This is a genomic window from Bowmanella yangjiangensis (assembly GCF_018531185.1).
GTDB lineage: Bacteria > Pseudomonadota > Gammaproteobacteria > Enterobacterales > Alteromonadaceae > Bowmanella > Bowmanella yangjiangensis.
In genome coordinates this window covers 499,410-516,857 of the sequence record NZ_JAHDJU010000001.1, presented here as the reverse complement: position 1 = coordinate 516,857, position 17,448 = coordinate 499,410, and the positions used below count along the sequence as shown (strand labels likewise).

Below are 17,448 nucleotides of genomic sequence, written 5' to 3'. Positions count from 1 at the left end.
CTTGAGTCAACGTTCAGTCAGAATAGCCATCACGCCGGGCGAACCTGCCGGTATCGGCCCGGATTTGGTCATAAATTTACTGCAGCAACAATGGGATGCGCAGTTAGTTTTATTTGCCTGCGGTAACATGCTGAAACAGCGTGCAGCATTGTTAGGGCTTCCCCTGGAGTTACAGCCCTATTCCACCGACAATCACAGAGTCTTAGGACCAGGTCAAGCTTACCTGGTCGATATTCCCGCTGAAGCCCAGGTGGTGCCCGGAGAGCTAAATAGCGTTAATGGCCACTACGTAGTTGAAACACTACGTCAGGCCAGTGAGAAGAATATCAGCGGTGAATTTGATGCTGTGGTGACTGGCCCAGTACACAAAGGCATCATTAATCAAGCTGGGATTTCCTTCAGTGGCCATACGGAATACTTTGCGCAGCAGGCAAATACCCCGGATGTGGTTATGATGCTGGCCACCGAGGGATTGAGAGTGGTGTTAGCGACAACTCACATTCCCCTGGCTTATGTGTCAAAAGCCATTACCCGCGAACGACTGCATAAAGTCATTCATATAGTAAATACGGACCTGAAACTGAAGTTTGGCATCGCCAAGCCGAAAATATTTGTTTGCGGCCTGAATCCGCACGCCGGGGAAGGCGGCCACATTGGCCGCGAAGAGCTGGACGTCATCATACCGGCCCTTGATGAGTTAAGAGCCGAAGGGCTTGATTTACAGGGGCCCTTGCCGGCCGATACGATTTTCCAGCCCAAATACCTACAGCAAGCTGATGCAGTACTTGCCATGTATCACGATCAAGGTTTACCCGTACTCAAGTATAAGGGCTTTGGAGCGTCCGTTAATATTACCTTAGGCCTGCCTTTTATCCGAACCTCGGTAGACCATGGCACAGCCTTGGATCTGGCTGGCACCTCACAAGCCGATGTTGGCAGCTTCTCTGTGGCATTACACAGAGCCATAGAATTAGCAGGTATTCGCAAATGAGTAAGCAACATTTAGGGCACACCGCCCGCAAGCGTTTTGGTCAGAACTTCCTGCACGATCAATATATTATTTCTCAGATTGTCAGCGCAATTGCCCCAAAGTCGGGCCAAAATCTGGTGGAGATAGGTCCTGGCCTTGGTGCCATTACCGAACCTGTCTGTGAGTTGGTAGATAAACTAACTGTAGTTGAGCTTGACCGAGACTTGGCAGCCAGGCTGCGCACCCATCCTTTCATCGCCAGCAAATTGAATATCATTGAAAGTGATGCCCTGCGTTATGATTTTACGCAATTACTTGAGGACGGTAATCCACTGAGAATCTTTGGTAACTTGCCGTACAACATTTCCACCCCGCTGATGTTCCATTTATTCAGCTTCGCAGACAAAGTGCAGGACATGCACTTCATGTTACAAAAAGAAGTGGTGAAGCGCTTAGCTGCATCACCAGGTGGTAAAGATTATGGACGTCTGTCGGTTATGGCGCAGTATCATTGTCAGGTAATTCCAGTATTGGAAGTACCGCCAGGTGCGTTTAAACCGGCACCTAAGGTCGACTCTGCGGTTGTCAGACTGGTTCCGCACAAAGTGAAACCAGTGCAAGTAAATCGTCTGGAAGATTTGAATCGTGTCTGCGCGCTGGCTTTCAATCAACGTCGCAAAACTATCCGCAATAGCTTACGCGAACTGATTGACGAGCAAACCTTTGAGACACTTGGTCTCAAGCCCGATTTACGCGCAGAGAATCTAAGTCTGGAAGATTTTGCAGCACTGGCGAATCACATCAAGCCAGAAGACAAAGCATGAAAACACCTATAGTTGTTGAAGTTCAAACCGAGTACCTGGTAGACAGTTCACATCCGGCAGGGAATAAGTTTGCTTTCGCCTACCATATCAGCATTACCAATCAGAGTAATGAACCCGTCCAACTGCTCAACCGTTATTGGTTGATCTCCGATGCCAATGGCAAGACTACTGAAGTATCAGGCGCTGGCGTGGTGGGTAAACAACCCATTATTCAGGTTGGAGAGACTTACCAATATAGCAGTGGTGCCTTGCTCGATACACCGGTAGGCAGTATGCAAGGCTATTACGAGATGCAGCGCCCCTGCGGGGAGCGCTTTCAGGCGCCAATAGCCATCTTCCGGCTGGCGGTACTGAACCTGATCAATTGAATATGACTACTTTTGTTGTCGGCGACATTCAGGCTTGCCTTACCCCTCTTATCTCTCTGCTGGAAAAATCCGGATTCAGCTCGAAGACTGACCGGCTGTGGGCCGTTGGTGATCTTATCGGAAGAGGACCACAAGCGCTGGAAACTATGCAATTTTTGTATGGCATGGGTGATAGCTTCGACAGCGTCTTGGGTAATCATGATCTGCATTTCTTAGCGGTTTATGCCGGTATCAAACGAGATAAACCGTCAGATGGCTTCCAAGCACTACTCGCGTCACCCAACATCAAACAATTGGTAGACTGGTTACGCCAACGCCCCTTGGCCGTATTACTGGATGAGCATACATTGCTGTCGCATGCGGGTTTATATCCAGGATGGCAATTTGCCGACGCCTTGTATTGGGCAAACCAAGTATCCAACGCCCTTTGCTCCGATAAGTGGCAGGATCTACTTAGGAACATGTACGGAAGCGAACCCAAAGCCTGGGATGAATGCATCAGTCACGAAGAAAGACTGATCTTCACAATCAATTGTCTGACTCGCATGCGTTTTGTCAGCAACAATGGTCAGTTGGATCTGCAAACTAAAAGCGGCTTAACCTCAACATCTGCTAATCAGTATCCCTGGTTTACACATCCCTCCTTGCAGCTATTACCAGCACAGAAGGTGCTATTCGGCCACTGGGCTGCCTTAGAAGGTTACACAGGCCATAAGCAATGCCTGGCCCTTGATACCGGCTATATATGGGGAGGTGAATTGAGTTTATACGCCCTTGAAACAGAAATTTTTTATCGCGTAGATCAGCAGTAGGGCGATTATCTGCTGCCCTTCAGGTTAAATCTTTTGCGTCGATACAATAAGTTGCCTTATTGTTAAGCCTGTCACAAAAAATAAAAACAACCGTTCTGTCGGTTTTTGGTGAAGTAGGACTGCAAATTTGCAACAATCTTGCGATATCAAGCCGTTTGTATGGAGATCCGTATGAATCTTACCGTAGCCATGCGTGTTATAGGTGGTTTTGCCATCATTACCTTGCTGCTATTTATTGTCAGCATTTCCTCTCTTGTTAACCTGAGTGATGTGGATAGTGCCACCGAAGAAGTTAACACCTTGGCGCTACCAACCCTACAGGGCAGCAGCGCGCTAAAAGTATCCTTCGTCAATATGGGTAGGATCACTTTCGAAGCCTATTACGAAACAGAATTAAGTGGGTTGGACGATGCATTGCAACGTTTTTCCAGCAGTCGTAAAAACTTTGAAGCCGAGCTTAAGCAGTTGAAGCAATCCGTTAGCACGCAGGCCGAGCTGGAAGCCACCCTCGCTCGGGTGGAGAAGGTTTACGGTGAATACAACGGCTTTGTTACGCAAATGTTCGATAACCGTCGGGCAGACCTGCAACTGAGTCAGACATTGACCAGTCAGATGTCTGATTTAGAAGATAATACTGATGATACCTCGACGTTACTGCTGGATTTCTCAGATTTAAGCCAAGCTCGCAACAATGGGCCGCTTGCCCAAGCCGCCAAGATTGGTGGGGAACTCGAAACAGGCCTGATGTCTCTGGTTACCGTCGGTAATCAGTACACTCGAACTCAGGATCTGACCAAAGCGGAAACCATAGGTAATGAACTAAAACTACTCCTAGACAATGCCAAAGAAAGTGCCGATAAGATGGAGAAGGCGGCAGCCGGTCGCGATAACAGCGGCATGCTGGAAGAGATTATGGAGATGGTTAACAGTATCAGCGATACCATATCTTCAACAAAAGGGGTTCTGAATAATCAGGTTGAAAGGCTAAATCATCAAAATGAGGCAGTTCGGGCCTTACAGAGTTCTGAAGCTAATATCCAATCCGGCATTGCTGACTTAGATAAGCTACTTAAGCAGGCGAATGATATTACCAGCCGGGTGAAAGAAGACGTAGCCACGTCGGTAGCCAATGGCACCACCAGCACTTACGTTATCATGCTAATCTCTGCGGTTGTGGCGGCCGCCATCGCATTTTTCAGCGTGCGCGCTATTACCGTGCCGCTGAACAAAGTCAACGAAATGCTGCATGTGGTTTCTTCAGGTGACCTGACGCAAAAACTGGACGACAGCTCCAAAGACGAATTTGGTGAGCTGGCCAGAAACTGTAACAACCTGATAGACAGCCTGAAGGCACTTATCTCTGGCATCAGTTCCCGCGCAACCCAACTGGCTGCAGCCTCTGAAGAAACCTCAACGGTTACCTCACAAACCACCCGCTCTATTCAAGAACAAAAATCTCAAATCGCTCAGGTGGCAACTGCTACTACGCAGATGAACAGTACCTCTCAGTTGGTATCACAAAGTGCCGACGACACCCTAAAACAAATTCGCCACGCTGACGCTGAGGCCGAGAAGGTCAAAGTCATTTCCAATGAAAATAAAAACACCATTATGGTGTTGGCGCGTGAGGTGGAAAAGGCTGCAGAAGTTATCAATAAACTCCATCAGGATAGCGCCAGTATAGGTGGCATTCTGGATGTTATTCGCGGCGTTGCCGATCAGACCAACTTGCTTGCACTTAACGCGGCTATAGAAGCCGCCAGGGCCGGTGAACAAGGTCGAGGCTTTGCGGTGGTAGCAGACGAAGTTAGAACTCTTGCCAGCCGCACTCAGGAATCCACACAGGAAATCCACGCTATGATTGAAATGCTGCAGGTGGGTGCTGAGAAAGCAGTATCTGTAATGCAACAAGGTAAGCAGCAGGCGGAGCTATGCGTAACTCAGACTGAGAAAGCCACATCTGCACTGGATTTAATTACCAATGCGGTACACAAGGCCCACGATGTCTCGAGCCAAATAGAGCAATCAGCGCGTGAACAGTATCAGGTATCTCAGGAAATCAGTGAGAAGCTGGAAAATATCGTCGCCATTGCCGAAGAAACCGCGACAGGGGCAGAGCAAACCACAGACTCCAGCCATGAAGTGGCGCGTTTGGCAGATGAACTGCAAGGCTCCATCAGACAGTTCCGCGTCTGATCGACAAACAACCATAAAAAAACGCAGCCTAGGCTGCGTTTTTTATATCCAAGGATGGATGGTATGCCACGGTTACAGGGACGTAAATGAGTAGCGATATCCAAGGATGGATGGTATGTCGATGTTGTCAGGAACATTCATCGACGATATCCACGCTAGGCATGTGCGGTGGTCAGAATTAAACTCGCTCCAGCGTTCTGAATGTCATGGCATAGGCATTGGATTCATCAGGGGATACCTGCTGCACAGCCACTTCCTGCCAATCTGCCACCGCTTGGTAGTCTGGGAAGGTGGTATCACCGTCCACTACCAACTCAATATCTGTGATATAAAGTCTGTGGCATTGAGGAAGAAAATGCCGGTAAATAGCGCCGCCACCGATGATCATCAGTTCATCTTTAGCAGACTCCTGTGCAGCAGCTATAGCTTGCTCGGGAGACGTCACTACTGTCACGCCCTCTGGCTTGAAATCCTCAGCACGACTAATCACAATATTTAATCGCCCCGGTAAAGGACGACCGATAGACTCAAAGGTTTTACGCCCCATAACCACTGGCTTACCCAATGTCACCTGCTTAAAATGCTTCAGGTCCGCCGGCAAGTGCCAGGGCATCTGATTATCCTTGCCTATCACCCGCCCTTTAGCCATGGCAGCAATCATCGAGATCTGCATACTCGCTTTACCTTCTGTAGATGACTTCAGCACTGTCCTCGTCATCTTCATCCCAATCGTCGTCATCATCCCAGTCATCATCATCAAAATCATGAGTCTGCTGGTTACTTGGGGTGTCCCACTTAAATTCGGCTCTGACGGCTTCGCCCTCGTTTTCGTCCTCGGCAGGCAGTGTCTCAATATAGTTCATCACTTCCTGAGTCAGAGGTGCTGTACCCGAGGCACTGATGGCAGATATGCAATATACAGGGCCGTCCCATTCCATATCAGCAACGATACGCTGCTTGATTTCTTCGAGTTCTTCTTCCAACAGCAAGTCGGTCTTATTCAACACCAACCAACGAGGCTTGGCCGCTAATTTAGGGCTGTACTTCTCAAGCTCGGCGATGATGGCCAGTGCATTCTGAGCCGGATCAGAGCCATCAATAGGCATGATATCCACCAGATGTAATAGCACCCGGCAACGCTCTAAGTGTTTAAGGAAGCGAATTCCCAGTCCAGCACCGTCAGCAGCGCCTTCGATCAATCCCGGGATATCGGCAATCACGAAGCTGCGATTGCTGTCGACCCGTACCACCCCCAGGTTAGGCACTAGCGTGGTAAAAGGATAATCAGCCACTTTAGGCTTAGCGGCTGACACAGCACGGATAAAGGTCGATTTACCGGCATTCGGCAAGCCCAGCATGCCGACATCAGCCAACAGCATCAACTCCAGCTTGAGATTACGAATGTCGCCAGGCGTACCATTGGTTTGCTGCCTTGGCGCGCGGTTGGTGCTGCTTTTAAACCTGGCGTTGCCCAAACCATGGAAGCCACCTTTGGCCACCATCAAGCGTTTACCATTGCGGGTCAAATCCCCCAGCACTTCGCCAGTATCCACATCTGTCGCCCTGGTTCCGACCGGAACACGCAGTTCCAGATCCGAACCACCACGACCGGTACAATTACCACCAGAACCATTCTGGCCGCGCTCCGCGCGGTGAATACGTTCAAAACGGTAGTCAATCAGGGTATTGAGGTTTTCATCAGCGACCAGATAGACACTGCCGCCGTCGCCGCCGTCACCGCCATCCGGACCACCGAATGGAATATATTTTTCCCGGCGGAAACCGACCACGCCATTGCCACCGTCTCCGGCTTCAACTCGAATCTCGGCTTCATCTACGAATTTCATTATCAAACCTCATGAGGACCATATGAATACTTTAGCAGAAAGGTGCCATCCTAAATGAGAAGACACCTGAAGTGCATAAGGCCGGTGTCTATGTGCAGAAAATGCACAACACCGCCCCTTTTTGCCATATAAAAAAGCCCCGCATGGCGGGGCTTTTAGTACATAAGAATAGGTGCTTACTCAGCAACGATGCTCACATACTTACGGTTCTGAGGACCTTTCACTTCGAACTGAACTTTACCGTCAGACAAAGCGAACAAGGTGTGGTCCTTGCCCAAACCTACGTTGTTACCAGCGTGGAATTTAGTACCACGCTGACGAACGATAATGCTGCCAGCTAATACTGACTCACCGCCAAAGCGCTTTACACCCAGGCGTTTGCTTTCTGAATCACGACCGTTACGGGTACTACCACCCGCCTTCTTGTGTGCCATCTTTCAGTACTCCTCTTAGGCGCTGATGCTGGTGATTTTCACTTCAGTGAACCACTGACGGTGGCCCATCTGCTTACGTGAATGCTTACGGCGACGGAACTTAACAATCTTAATCTTTTCGCCACGACCGTGGGTTACCACTTCTGCCGTTACTTTGCCACCGTCAACGAAAGGCGTGCCGATCTTAACATCGTCACCGTTGCTAACCATCAGGACACTGTCGAATTCAACAGATTCACCTGGTGCAACTTCAATCTTTTCGAGACGAACGGTTTGGCCTTCAGCCACACGGTGTTGTTTACCACCACTTTGGAAAACCGCGTACATACTTAACTCCGCTCTTTGCGCCCGCAGGACGCCAACAATTCTAAAACAGGGCGCGAATTGTACGTGAAGTGTGCAGGCATCGCAAGAGCAAATTCCCAGAAATTTAGCCCCTTTAGTGGGTTATATTTCTGATTGTATGGCAATAACCTGAACTCACTGGAACCAGGGGGCAATTTCTGCAAAAATGCCGCCAGTCTCCAGTCGACGTACCCTAGAGAAAATGAACAACCAGCAAATTCGTACACTTGCAGAACAAGACATGCAAGCGGTCAACCAACTGATTCAGCAGCAGGTAAGCTCAGATGTGGCCCTGATCAACCAGTTGGGTTTTTACATTGTAAACAGCGGTGGCAAGCGTATTCGCCCACTGATTACGGTGCTGGCTGCGCGCGCGCTGGGTATTCAAAGCCAGGATCATCATACCTTGGCCGCCATCATCGAATTCATTCACACCGCCACCTTGCTACACGATGACGTGGTGGACGAGTCTACCATGCGCAGAGGTCGCGAAACAGCCAATGAGCTGTTTGGCAACCAGGCCAGCGTACTGGTGGGTGATTTTCTGTACACCCGGTCATTCCAAATGATGGTCAGCCTCAAGCGTATGCGGGTGATGGAAATACTCTCGGATGCCACTAACGTTATAGCTGAAGGTGAGGTTTTGCAGTTGATGAATTGCAATGATCCTGACACCACAGAAAACAGCTACATGCAGGTTATTTACAGTAAAACTGCACGCTTGTTTGAAGCCGCAACGCAATTAGCCGCGGTGCTAACTGACCAGTCGGCGGCCATTGAGCAGGCAATGCAGGACTATGGAAAATACCTCGGCACGGCCTTCCAACTGATCGACGATGTGATGGATTACAGTGCCGACAGCGACGCCATGGGTAAAAATGTCGGAGACGACCTGGCAGAAGGCAAACCTACACTGCCCTTGCTTTATGCTATGTGGCACGGCACACCACAGCAGGCAGAGCTGATTCGAGGCGCAATTGAGAATGCCAACGGCTTGCCCCACTTAGCCGAAATACAACAAGCTATGCAGCAAACCGGTGCCCTGACATACACCAAAGACAAAGCAAGACAGGCCGCTCAGCAGGCAATACAGGCCATATCTTGCATCCCGGAGACAGAGTTCAAGCAGGCGTTAATCGCACTCGCCAATCAGTCTGTTGAACGACTGGCATAGACTTAGGCGTGTTGACTTTAATGACGCGATTAAAAGCACCATAACCAGGTTAAAAAACAGGCAACAATTAAACATCACTGCTAACGTTTTACTTCCGCATCTGAACAAACAGGATGTCGAAGATGAAACACGCCTTAGCATTACCGATTAAATTAGACAGCACCTCAAATGGTGAGTTTTGTCCCCCGATATTGAGTGAGCGTGAGGCACAGATTAATCACCTGGCTGACCAGCGCATTCAAGCTCACAGTAACAAGCTGGGTCTAAGTCGTCGGGATTTTATGCTATCAAGCAGTGCCGCGGCCCTGATGTTGCTTTGCGCCAATGAAGTGAATGCAAAGGAGAACCTGCGGGGAGGTTTCTATGCGCTGGAAAGTGATAGTGCTTATGAAGCACAACTTGCTGACTCAGTGCTTAGTGGCAACGAATTTATCTTTGATATTCAGGGACATTTCGTTGACCCCAATGGTCGTTGGTTAAATCAGTTACCACAAGGCAGCCAGCCTTTTTCCAGCATGCCAAATGCAGACTGCCCCCTGGCATCACAGCCTGGAGACCGAAGCTATTTACAGTGCCTGGGCCCCAAGCAATTCATTAAAGACGTATTTATGGATAGCGACACCGACATGATGGTGTTGTCTTTTGTACCTTCTTTGCGTCAAAGCGAGCCGTTAACTATTGAAGAAGCCGATGCGACCCGGCGTATTGTAGATGAGCTGGAAGGACACCACCGACTACTGCTACATGGCAGAGTCAACCCCAATCAGGATGGCGACCTACAAGGGATGGATGAGTTAGCAGAAAAATGGCAGGTAAGCGCCTGGAAAACCTATACCCAATGGGGTCCGGACGGTAACGGTTTTTTCCTGCACGATGAAATAGGTACTGCATTTATTGAAAAAGCTCGCGCATTAGGGATTAAAAATATCTGCATTCATAAAGGTATCCCTTTTGGCTCTCAGTCTTACCAACACAGCCTGTGCACAGACATTGGCATAGTGGCAAAGCGCTATCCCGATGTTAACTTCATCATCTACCATTCGGGGTTTGACCCGGCGGTAGAAGAACGCGCTTATGTCAGCGGCAGTCATAGAGCCGGTGTGGATAGCCTGATACGTTCCCTGCAAGAAAACCAGGTCGACCCCAATTCCAATGTGTATGCCGAGCTTGGCTCCACCTGGCGCTTTGTTATGCGCCATCCTGAACAAGCCGCGCATTTGCTTGGCAAACTACTTCGCTATGTTGGTGAAAACAACGTGCTGTGGGGTACCGATTCCATTTGGTATGGTTCACCTCAGGATCAAATCCAGGCCTTTCGAGCCTTCCAAATCAGCGAGCTGTTCCAGCAGCAATATGGTTACCCTGCCCTAACGCAGGCATTGAAAACTAAGGTGCTGGGTTTAAATGCTTGTAAGCCTTACCAGATCTCGGCTGAAGAAATCGCTAAGGTAACCCGCCGCGATAAACTCGCGACTGCCAAAGAAAATTACCGTAATCACCCGAACCCGCATTTTCAGACCTATGGTCCAAAGAACCGCAGGGAATTTCTTAATTTGATGCGTTGGCAAAGTGTATAGAAAACCTTGTCGCCAAACTTGGGGAAGTGCCGAAAATGCACGGAGCAACTTTTCGGCCCGTCCATCCCTGAACATCGCCACTCTTTTTGCATCCCTGCAATCGCGGCATACGACCACCAGGGATGGTGGAAGTGCCGAAAATGCACGGAGCAACTTTTCGGCCCGTCCATCCTTGGACATCGCCGCTCTTTTGCATCCCTGCAATCGCGGCATACCGTCCATCCTTGGACATAAAAAAACCGCCATTCGGCGGTTTTTTAGAATCACTAGCGATTAGGCTTTGTTAACAAAGTCTTCGCCTAACTGGATATCACCACGCAGGCCACCCAACATATCGTCTTTGGCTTTCTGTTCAAATGCACTCAGCTTGCCGTAAGACAGGATCTCTTCCACGCCGTTGGGACCTAAGCGAACAGGGTGAGCGAAGAAACGCGCATCGTCGCTGTTAGTTTCAACATAGGTGTACTCCACCACATTTTCACCACGCATCGCAGCAACCAAAGACAAGCAGAAACGTGCCGCTGCCTGGCCCATAGACAAGGTTGCACTACCGCCACCCGCTTTAGCTTCTACTACTTCGGTACCTGCGTTCTGAATACGGTGCGTGAGGCTAGCCACTTCTTCGTCACTAAACTCTACGCCTTCAACCTGAGACAGCAGAGGCAGAATAGTGGTACCTGAGTGTCCGCCAATCACAGGAACGTGTACATTAGCTGGGTTCAAGCCTCTTAATTCGGCAACGAAGGTTTCTGCACGAATCACATCCAGAGTAGTGACACCAAACAATTTGGTCTTGTCGTACACGCCTTTGGCTTTCAGCGCTTCAGCAGCGATGGCTACCGTGGTGTTAACCGGGTTAGTGATAATTCCAATACAGGCTTTAGGACATGTGTCGGCGATAGCATCAACCAGATTACGCACGATGCCAGCGTTGATATTGAACAGGTCAGAACGATCCATACCAGGTTTACGTGGCACGCCGGCCGGGATCAACACGATGTCACAACCTTCTAGCGCTGTGTTCAAATCGTCCTTACCAAAACCTTTTACTTTCACATCGGTGGGGATATGGCTCAAATCAACAGCTACACCAGGGACTACTGGCGCAACGTCATACAAGGATATTTCAGAGCCTGCTGGCAACTGAGTCTTGAGCAACAGTGACAATGCCTGGCCGATACCGCCGGCTGCACCTAATACGGCTACTTTCATGTTTATCTCCTGTGAATGTGAGTTATTTCATCGACTGACGCCAAGGTCAGTGAACAATATCGATTAATTCAGCCCACCGGCAATCCCGGACACCGTCAGAGCTGACACCCAGGCTGAACGACGGAAAACATTGGGGGCAGAGTCTACTTTGTGGCCGGAGGCTTAGCAAGTGAACTGCGGACACCGATTGATACGTAGCAATGCCTGATAACACAGCATATGCCACAGCCTTCTCTGACGCCAACCAAGCAGTTGATAACGCAACACCAACTGCAACAGACTGACTCACCGGACGTTTTACACAGGCTTAACGGCAGTTTAGCCATTTTGCGTATTCGAGTTTCAAGCCACTAAGAATTGCATGGAGGATCTTCAGTCTTCCAATAACTCAATAATTCCACCGCTTGTCGAGCAACTAGAATAAGACCAAAGTATAAAAACATTGATTCATGTGGACTGGAAGGTAAAGTAACGGCTAATTTGATAGTCGAGCATCGAAGAGCGGAGCCCATGGCAGGAAAACAAGACGAACTAATCAAGTCATTCAAAGACATTCTGAAAACGGAAAACTTTGGCTCGCAAGGTGAAATTGTCGACGCATTAAAAGACCAGGGATTTGACAATATTAGTCAGTCCAAAGTCTCTCGTATGTTAAGCAAGTTTGGTGCAGTGCGGACCCGCAATGCGCTGGGAGAAATGGTCTACTGCTTACCGCCTGAACTGGGTATGCCAACAGCAAAAAGTCCGTTGAAGCAGTTGGTGTTAGACATCGTACACAACAATGTGATGGTGATTATTCGCACCAGCCCTGGCGCAGCACAGTTAATTGCCAGACTGCTGGACTCTTTAAGCCAGGCTGATGGTGTATTGGGTACCATCGCCGGTGACGATACCATTTTCATTGCGCCAGCTGATGTCAGCCGAATCGATGAAACCCTAAAACGGGTGGAAGCGCTGTTTGAAAATGTCTAAATGACACCACAAAGGCATATAGCCTGGTTAGGTTGCAGACAAAAAAGGCCGGTTTATACCGGCCTTTTTTATAAATTTTTATTTAAATTGCAGTTCTAACCAAACCATTCGATGGTCGGATGAACTTTTTCTGTCTTTTACCAGACGGAATAGCTCATCGGCTGGTGCCGGCCAGAACACACCACCATCAGTCACATCCCAACCATTAACGGATGGCAGTACATAGTCAGCTCGCATCCGCCAGCCTGCGGTATGGGTATCGCCTAGTGGATTATCAGAACTGTGTATTTTACCGCCCTCGCTGCGCGGCACAAAACCAGCGTTAACCTTGTCGTGGGTAATTAGCCCAACGATGGCATCGCGCAGCGAGTCACCTTCCACCATGGATGAATTAAGGTCCCCCACTACCACAAATGTATTACCGCGAAAGCCACCCTTGCGGCCTTGATCATCGTACAAATAAGCAGATTGGGTGCCTCCAGACAGGTAATCTACCCAAAACCTGACTTCATCATGATTGCGTTTACCGTTTCTGTCTTCCGGGCCGTCGAACACAGGCGGCGTAGGGTGGCTAGCAAGCACATGAACCGTTTTTCCGTTTACCAGCACAGGGATGTCCCAGTGAGACTTAGACGATAGCCTCAGCACTTGCTGAGCATCCTCAGAGTACCAAGCCTGTCCATCCGCCTTAATTACCTGGGTCATCAAGTTACCCGGCATATCTTTCCACAAAAAACGCTGAAAAGTGCGCACATTGTTATTGTCGATAGGATAACGACTAAGCAGTGCCATGCCGTATTGCCCTGGATATTTGCCAAAGCCAAAGGCATCACCCTTTGTGCCAGAGGCAACCCCATCACCATCTAAATCCACGCCAGAGTCCACCCCGGTGTTCACTGGCGCCAGATAATAATAGGGATATTCAATAGGCTCAGCGCCACCCTGAGATTTACTCAGATAATGTTGAATAAAGGCTTCAACCCCTTTTTTCGGATCAGCATCATAATCAAATTCATTGAGAAGAATGATATCCGGTCTGACCCGCTGAATAATCTCGGCAGTATTTTTAATCTGCGGATGCTGACCACTTTTCAGGTGCTCAAAAAGCTCCTGACCACTTACGGGTTGACCGCGTTCAACATAATTGTCAGCTTCCATACTGACATTGAACGTTGCTACACGTATATCGGCCGAAACCAAAGAAGTTGTTGTCATGGCGAAAAGTAACGCTATCTGTTTAATCATATGGTTATTTCCATCGGTATTGTCAGCTTTTATTCCAATATTTACGATGTATTGATACTGAAAAAGCCGGCACAAGGCCGGCTTTGTATTTTGCGATGATTTTACATCTTCTTAGAAGCTGTATTTCACACCGATACGTACTTCCCACAGAGAACCAGGGTTGAATACTGACTCGCTGGCTGGCTCAGGGTTTACGCCGTTGATAGTGTAAGAACCATCATCGTTCATCTCTGCATCAACAACAGACGCAGCGTTAAATGGTCCGCGACGCTGAATACCCCAATCACTGTTCAGCAAATTACCTACGTTTTTAATAACCAGGAATGCATTTGCACGATGATCAGCGGTAAAAGCAGGTAATTCTTGGTCGAAACGCAAGTCGAATCTGGTATACCAGCTAGATTCGCCAGCGTTACGTGGAACAATTTGTCCACGGTACTTCTCAAGACCTTCCTGTGCGATAAATGCATCAAATTCAGCTTGTACTTCCGCAGAGGCAAATGTCACATCATTTCCGTACTGGTCCATGGTTGGGATGTACAGAAGTGAGCGATAATCTGCCAGGTCAGAACCCGCCTCAAAGTTATCAAAGGTATAAGAGAAGTTACGACCCGCCTTTCTGTTACCAAACAACGAGATTGTCGTGTTATAGCCATCGATGAATTCGGCGGTATAACGCAAACTTAAGGTAAAGTTGTGCGGAATCTCGTAGTTAGATGTAGCAATACCAGGGTTGTTCTGGTCTGAAACAGCGATGTTCGTATAGTTAGAATACGCCACTGAGCTGGTCATTGGGTTATAGTCTTCGGACTTGTTATAGGCATAACCTAATTGCACGTCCAGACCGAAATCGTATTCTTTCTTCATCGCCAACGAGATGGTTGTTGAACTACCGTCCTCAGGGGCGTTAGTCAACAGCAAATCACTGTAACGCGTGTTACGGGTTACATCACGACCATTATTCTGACCTAAAACCAACTTGTCATAAATGGGGCGGCCATCAATGGTGTCGCGGCCAGTATCAAAACTACTCAAATCAACGATAGTTGCTGAGTCACGCTTCTTGGTATACAGGAAGTCAGCGGAGAAGATGTAATCGTCCTCTGTCGCGTAGGTAACACCAACGTTGTACTTCCATTCTGACGGCATATCAAAGTCAGGATCTACCGCATTGGTAGAAGGCTCTGCACCCAAAGGCGGATTATTAGCTGTTACCTGGTCGTACATGGCTTTGATTGGGTCAAACACCGGACGCCCTGCACCAATTTTCTCTGCATCGAAAATATTAATGTCAGGACGATAGGTATCGATGTTGGTTATACCATCGTTGGAGTAGCTGTTGGACAACCAGACATTAGGGTTGCCACCAGAATACAGACCGATACCACCTCGTACTTCAAGGTTATCATCAATGGCCCAGTTAAAACCAAAGCGCGGCTGCAACAAATCCTTGCCATCAAAGGTGGCTTGATTAGTTACACCATAGCGCTGCTCAAACAAGGCGTTGTGCTTGGGCTTATCACTGCTGGAGATCCAGTCATAACGCAAACCAAAAATCAGAGTCAGGTCATCCAGCGTCCACTTATCCTGAATGTAAGCTGCATGCGTAGAATATGAGAAGGATGCAGCAGCGTCAGCGGGATTATTGGTAACGGCGGAGTTGTTATAGTAAACGTCATCCGCTATGCCCAGCTCATAATCATCCAAGCCACTGGCGCCACCGTTAGTATTACGGTTTCTGTCACCACCGAAGCGATATTCACCAATGGTGTGTTGCATGAACAGGTTAAAGATATCCAGATTTTCTTGTTCGTAACCACCAGTGATGGTGTGCTCATCCAAGTAATAAGTACCGGCAATCTTTAAAGTGGTATTTTCCCAATCCATTTCATTCGACTGACGTGAGTCATCTGGACCAAGGAAGATAGTCCCCCCATTTTCCAGAGAGCTGATTTGAATCTCACCAAAACCACTGTCGGCATCGGTAGAGCGCTGCTCATTAACCAGCTTAGTATGACCAATTCTTACTTCTGTCGAGAAATTGTCTGTCCAATCGGAATATACCGACATTACCACTGCATCAAGGGTTGCGCCTTTTTTGTAGAAGTGGTTAGACAGAGTCAGGTTCTGGCTGCTTTCATCTGACTGGTCAATTTCATAGCCGTCATTGTAGTTATAAACCAACGACGCCCGGTGACTGTCATTGATATTCCAGTCCATTTTCACCAGGAACTTTTCATCTTCAACCGGTGCAGAGCCTGGCAAGCCACCTGCATCATAGCCATATACATCTTTAGAGATTTGGATTGCACGGTTCACTTCATCCATTGTTACCGCACCGGTTTGCAGCGCTTCGTAACTGAATATCTGTGCACCTTCTAACTTTTCGTAAGAAGCAAAAATGAATAAGGTATCTTCAATCAGCGGGGCACCAACATTAAAGCCATAACGTTTAATGGTGTAGTCACCCAAATCAACTTTTTCATCTTCGATCTTATCTCCAGTAAGAGAATCACTGGTAAAGTCGAAGAAAACGCCGCCATGAATTTCGTTAGTACCTGACTTAGTTACGGCGTTAACATTACAGCCGGTAAATCCACCGTACTGAACGTCAAAAGGCGCAATCTCAACGGCAACCTGGTCGATAGCATCGAAAGAGAAAGGCATACGCACGGTAGGATAACCGTTGTAGTTCAGGCCAAAGCTGTCATTCATTCTGACGCCATCGATAGTCAGACTGCTGAAGCGAGGGTGGCTACCGCCACAGATAATTGACTCCGAACCATTGTCCTCGGAAATACTGATACGCGGGTCGATTCGTACCAAATCCTTAATATCACGGTCAGCGGAGGCCGCCTGTTCCAAGTCGGATAAACTGAATGTTGAACCTGGACTGGTATTGCCAAACTCAATGCTGCTAAGTTTTGCGCCCGTAACTGCGATGCGCTCCACAGATTGTTCTTGTTCCAGGGTCACATTAAGGGGCAGCGCTTCACCAAGCGTCAGATAAACATCACTGATTGCGGTATCCTGAAAGGTGTCAGAATCTACAGTAATGGTGTAAGGCCCACCAACACGTAAACCTTTTGCGGTAAACTGACCAGCGTCGTTAACAACAGCTGTCTTCACCGTACCAGAAGGGACATGGGTAATTTTAATAACAGTGCCCGGGGCAGGGTTACCTTGGGGTCCGACGACCTTTCCTGTAATACCGGATGAGGTTTCCTGAGCCATAACTCCGGCAGACATTCCCACTGACAGAGCCACAGCTAACGCAACGCGATTGAGCTTGGATTTCGTGAACATTGTGTTTTCCTAAGGTTTGTTGTGTGCAATTCACAGTTTAAGAGGCGATTATGACAACTTTGTTGTAGTAGACCTTGATGCAGAAAAGTCAAATTTCCCGCAGCACAGTCCGTACAAAAAACGCCCTACGCTTCAAATTCTCAGATGAAATTGTCCTTTCTCTGGT

15 protein-coding genes are annotated in these 17,448 nt (G+C 48.4%); 8 read left to right on the top strand and 7 right to left on the bottom strand.

Going from position 1 to position 17,448, the window contains the following annotated elements; all coding sequences use genetic code 11:
• Position 1 precedes the first annotated feature (1 nt).
• The 5 genes from pdxA (at position 2) to KJY73_RS02385 (ending at position 5,170) form a co-directional block, all read left to right on the top strand.
• Positions 2 to 991: a 4-hydroxythreonine-4-phosphate dehydrogenase PdxA gene (pdxA, locus tag KJY73_RS02405; protein ID WP_214339974.1), complete on the top strand. Its 990-nt coding sequence runs from the start codon at positions 2 to 4 to the stop codon at positions 989 to 991.
• On the top strand, positions 988 to 1,794 hold the full coding sequence (gene rsmA, locus KJY73_RS02400; protein WP_214339965.1) for a 16S rRNA (adenine(1518)-N(6)/adenine(1519)-N(6))-dimethyltransferase RsmA: 807 nt from the start codon (positions 988 to 990) through the stop codon (positions 1,792 to 1,794). Before pdxA ends, rsmA begins: the two co-directional genes overlap by 4 nt.
• A complete protein-coding gene (gene apaG, locus KJY73_RS02395) occupies positions 1,791 to 2,162 on the top strand; it encodes a Co2+/Mg2+ efflux protein ApaG (RefSeq protein ID WP_214339963.1) in 372 nt (123 codons plus the stop codon). Before rsmA ends, apaG begins: the two co-directional genes overlap by 4 nt.
• A gap of 2 nt (positions 2,163 to 2,164) precedes the next feature.
• The gene (locus KJY73_RS02390) at positions 2,165 to 2,974 is read left to right on the top strand and encodes a symmetrical bis(5'-nucleosyl)-tetraphosphatase (RefSeq protein ID WP_214339961.1); all 810 of its coding nucleotides are present in this window, start codon (positions 2,165 to 2,167) and stop codon (positions 2,972 to 2,974) included.
• Positions 2,975 to 3,145: 171 nt separating this feature from the next.
• Positions 3,146 to 5,170 (top strand): HAMP domain-containing methyl-accepting chemotaxis protein, encoded by a 2,025-nt coding sequence (locus KJY73_RS02385; RefSeq protein WP_214339959.1) that lies wholly within the window; start codon positions 3,146 to 3,148, stop codon positions 5,168 to 5,170.
• Between the two features lie 178 nt (positions 5,171 to 5,348).
• Here the strand turns inward: KJY73_RS02385 and folA are convergent, their stop codons facing one another.
• The 4 genes from folA to rplU form a co-directional block, all read right to left on the bottom strand.
• Positions 5,349 to 5,843, bottom strand: coding sequence for a type 3 dihydrofolate reductase (gene folA, locus KJY73_RS02380; RefSeq protein ID WP_214339957.1), 495 nt, complete (start codon positions 5,841 to 5,843; stop codon positions 5,349 to 5,351).
• A 7-nt stretch (positions 5,844 to 5,850) separates the two neighbouring features.
• On the bottom strand, positions 5,851 to 7,017 hold the full coding sequence (gene cgtA, locus KJY73_RS02375) for an Obg family GTPase CgtA (RefSeq protein ID WP_214339955.1): 1,167 nt from the start codon (positions 7,015 to 7,017) through the stop codon (positions 5,851 to 5,853).
• Positions 7,018 to 7,193: 176 nt separating this feature from the next.
• Positions 7,194 to 7,451, bottom strand: coding sequence for a 50S ribosomal protein L27 (gene rpmA / locus KJY73_RS02370; protein WP_188689319.1), 258 nt, complete (start codon positions 7,449 to 7,451; stop codon positions 7,194 to 7,196).
• Positions 7,452 to 7,466: 15 nt separating this feature from the next.
• Positions 7,467 to 7,778, bottom strand: coding sequence for a 50S ribosomal protein L21 (gene rplU / locus KJY73_RS02365; protein ID WP_206593313.1), 312 nt, complete (start codon positions 7,776 to 7,778; stop codon positions 7,467 to 7,469).
• Between the two features lie 220 nt (positions 7,779 to 7,998).
• Between rplU and ispB the strand changes: the two genes are divergently transcribed.
• The gene (ispB, locus tag KJY73_RS02360; protein WP_214339954.1) at positions 7,999 to 8,970 is read left to right on the top strand and encodes an octaprenyl diphosphate synthase; all 972 of its coding nucleotides are present in this window, start codon (positions 7,999 to 8,001) and stop codon (positions 8,968 to 8,970) included.
• 122 nt (positions 8,971 to 9,092) lie between these two features.
• A complete protein-coding gene (locus KJY73_RS02355; RefSeq protein ID WP_214339942.1) occupies positions 9,093 to 10,547 on the top strand; it encodes an amidohydrolase family protein in 1,455 nt (484 codons plus the stop codon).
• A gap of 273 nt (positions 10,548 to 10,820) precedes the next feature.
• Here KJY73_RS02355 and mdh read toward each other — a convergent pair whose 3' ends face one another.
• Positions 10,821 to 11,759 carry a malate dehydrogenase gene (mdh, locus tag KJY73_RS02350; RefSeq protein ID WP_214339939.1) on the bottom strand — a complete coding sequence of 313 codons (939 nt, stop codon included), beginning with the start codon at positions 11,757 to 11,759 and terminating at the stop codon, positions 10,821 to 10,823.
• A gap of 510 nt (positions 11,760 to 12,269) precedes the next feature.
• Here mdh and argR point away from each other — a divergent pair.
• Positions 12,270 to 12,731 (top strand): transcriptional regulator ArgR, encoded by a 462-nt coding sequence (gene argR, locus KJY73_RS02345; RefSeq protein ID WP_206593309.1) that lies wholly within the window; start codon positions 12,270 to 12,272, stop codon positions 12,729 to 12,731.
• A 78-nt stretch (positions 12,732 to 12,809) separates the two neighbouring features.
• On the opposite strand, the gene KJY73_RS02340 is transcribed toward argR, so the two are convergent.
• Both KJY73_RS02340 and KJY73_RS02335 read right to left on the bottom strand, forming a co-directional pair.
• Positions 12,810 to 13,976: an endonuclease/exonuclease/phosphatase family protein gene (locus tag KJY73_RS02340; protein ID WP_214339938.1), complete on the bottom strand. Its 1,167-nt coding sequence runs from the start codon at positions 13,974 to 13,976 to the stop codon at positions 12,810 to 12,812.
• A gap of 111 nt (positions 13,977 to 14,087) precedes the next feature.
• On the bottom strand, positions 14,088 to 17,282 hold the full coding sequence (locus tag KJY73_RS02335) for a TonB-dependent receptor (protein ID WP_214339937.1): 3,195 nt from the start codon (positions 17,280 to 17,282) through the stop codon (positions 14,088 to 14,090).
• Positions 17,283 to 17,448 lie beyond the last annotated feature (166 nt).